Raw genomic sequence first — 2,125 nt, 5'->3', positions numbered from 1 at the left:
ACACCAGCCGACGCACCCCGTGCACCACGACCAGATGCCGCGCCACCACCGCACCCAACCCACCCGTACCACCGGTGACCAGCACCGTACCGGCGCCGTCGAATGCCGGAGCCGTACCGGTGTCGGAGCCGGAATCGGAGCCGGAATCGGAGCCGGAATCGGAGCCGGAGAACGGGTCGTCGGAGTCCACGGACGTGGCGCCGTCATCGGCACGAACCAGTCGCGGCACGCGCGGCTCGCCCTCACGCAGGACGATCTCCGGCTCGTCGGATGCCACGATCGCGGCCAGCACGCGGGCCGAGTCCGCATGGTCGTCGGTGTCGATCAGCCCGCAGCGCCCGGGATGCTCGGCCTGCGCCGCCCGGACCAGGCCGTGCACCGGGGCCGTTGCCAGGTCGACCGGGCCCGGGCCGTCGGCGGCGGCGTTCGATGTGACGAGTACGAGTCGGGAATCCTCGAACCCCTCCAGCGCGAGCCACTCCTGCACGAGCCGCAGGACGCGGCCCGTGGCCGAACGGACCCCGGCGGGCACCTCGTCGGCACCGTCGAGCGGTCCGCATCGCGCCACGACGCGCTCGGGCACGGCCGCGCCCGCGGCCACCGCCGTGGCCAGCGCGGTCAGGTCCCGGTAGCAGGCGACACCGCCGAGGCCGTCGGGCGCGGCCTCGCCGAGGACCGCCGGTGCGGTCGTCGTGGCGGAGAAAACGGGGACGGGCGTCCATTGCACGCGGTACGCGGCGTCCTGGGCGATTGCCCGCGCCGCGAGCTGGTCGGGCGCGACCGGACGGGACACCAGGGAAGCGACCGACAGCACCGGACCGCCCAGGGCATCGGTGGCCGTGACGGTCACGCTGTCCTTGCCGGACGGCGCGATCCGTACCCGCAAGGCGGTCGCACCGGTGGCGTGCAGCACCACCCCGGTCCACGCGAACGGGAGCAGTGCGCCGCCGCCGTCCGTGTCGGACGCGGCGGCCACCAACGGCGCATGCAGACAGGAGTCGAGCAGCGCCGGATGCATACCGAACCGTGCCGCGTCGGCGTGTGCCCCTTCCGGCAGCGCCACCTCGGCGAACAGTTCATCGCCCCGCCGCCAGACCGCCCTCAGCCCCTGGAAGACCCCGCCGTACGCGTAGCCGCTGTCGTCGAGCAGACGGCGGTAGCAGTCGGCCGTGGGCACTTCCGTGGCGCCGGCGGGCGGCCACGCGCCCGGCTCCGGGTCGACCGGCGGCGCGGACACCGCAGCCGTCAGTCGCCCGTCGGCGTGCAGGACCCACGGCGCGTCGTCCGCGGTCCGGGAATACACACCGACCGCTCGGGCTCCCGATGCGTCCGGTGCGCCGACCACGACACGCAGCACCACCGCTCCCTGGTCGGGCAGGGTCAGCGGTGTGTGGAGGGTCAGCTCGGCCAGCTCCGGGCAGCCGACCTGGTCGCCGGCCTGTACGGCCATCTCGACCAGCGCGGCACCCGGCAGCAGCACCACCCCCATGACGGCGTGGTCGACCAACCAGGGGTGTGTCGCGGGCGAGATCCGGCCGGTGAGAACGAGTTCACCGGAGCCGGGCACGGCCACGCCTGCACCGATCATGGGGTGCGTGAGCGGGCGAAGCCCCGCGGACACGACATCACTGCCGCCCGCGCCGGCCCAGGCGTTGGCCCAGTACTCGCGTGAGTCGGCCCAGTAGCGCTCGCGCTGGAAGGGGTAGGTGGGCAGGTCTACGTGCTGGGTGACGCGTCCGGCGAGGGTGCCGGTCCAGTCGATGTCGAGGCCGTGGGTGTGGAGCCTGCCGAGGGCGGTGAGGAGGGCGTGGGGTTCATTGAGATCGCGGCGCTGGACCGCCGCCACTACCGCATCGGTGTCATCCGGCAGGCAGCCCTCAGCCATGGTCGAGAGCACCGCGTCGGGGCCCACCTCAAGGAACACGCCCACACCCTGGGCGGCCAGTTCGGTAATGCCGTCGGCGAAACGAACCGGCTCACGCACATGGCGCACCCAGTAACCCGGATCGGCGATCTCCTCACCCACCAGACCGCCGGTCAACGTCGACACGAACGGAATCTGCGGCCGTGCATACGAGAGGTCCTCGGCGACGGCCGCGAACTCGGCCAGCATCGGCTCCATCAA

General features: G+C 73.0%; 1 protein-coding gene. It reads right to left on the bottom strand.

Features of this window, described 5'->3' with window-relative positions; all coding sequences use genetic code 11:
• A partial coding sequence (locus ACF08N_RS38050) for a polyketide synthase dehydratase domain-containing protein (RefSeq protein ID WP_392329266.1) occupies nt 1–2,113 on the bottom strand: 2,113 nt, incomplete at its 3' end.
• Nucleotides 2,114–2,125: the final 12 nt, after the last annotated feature.

This window comes from Streptomyces sp. NPDC015127 (genome assembly GCF_043080095.1).
Taxonomy (GTDB): domain Bacteria; phylum Actinomycetota; class Actinomycetes; order Streptomycetales; family Streptomycetaceae; genus Streptomyces.
The sequence above is the reverse complement of the archived record's forward strand: the minus strand, read 5'-3'. Positions and strand labels throughout refer to the sequence as shown.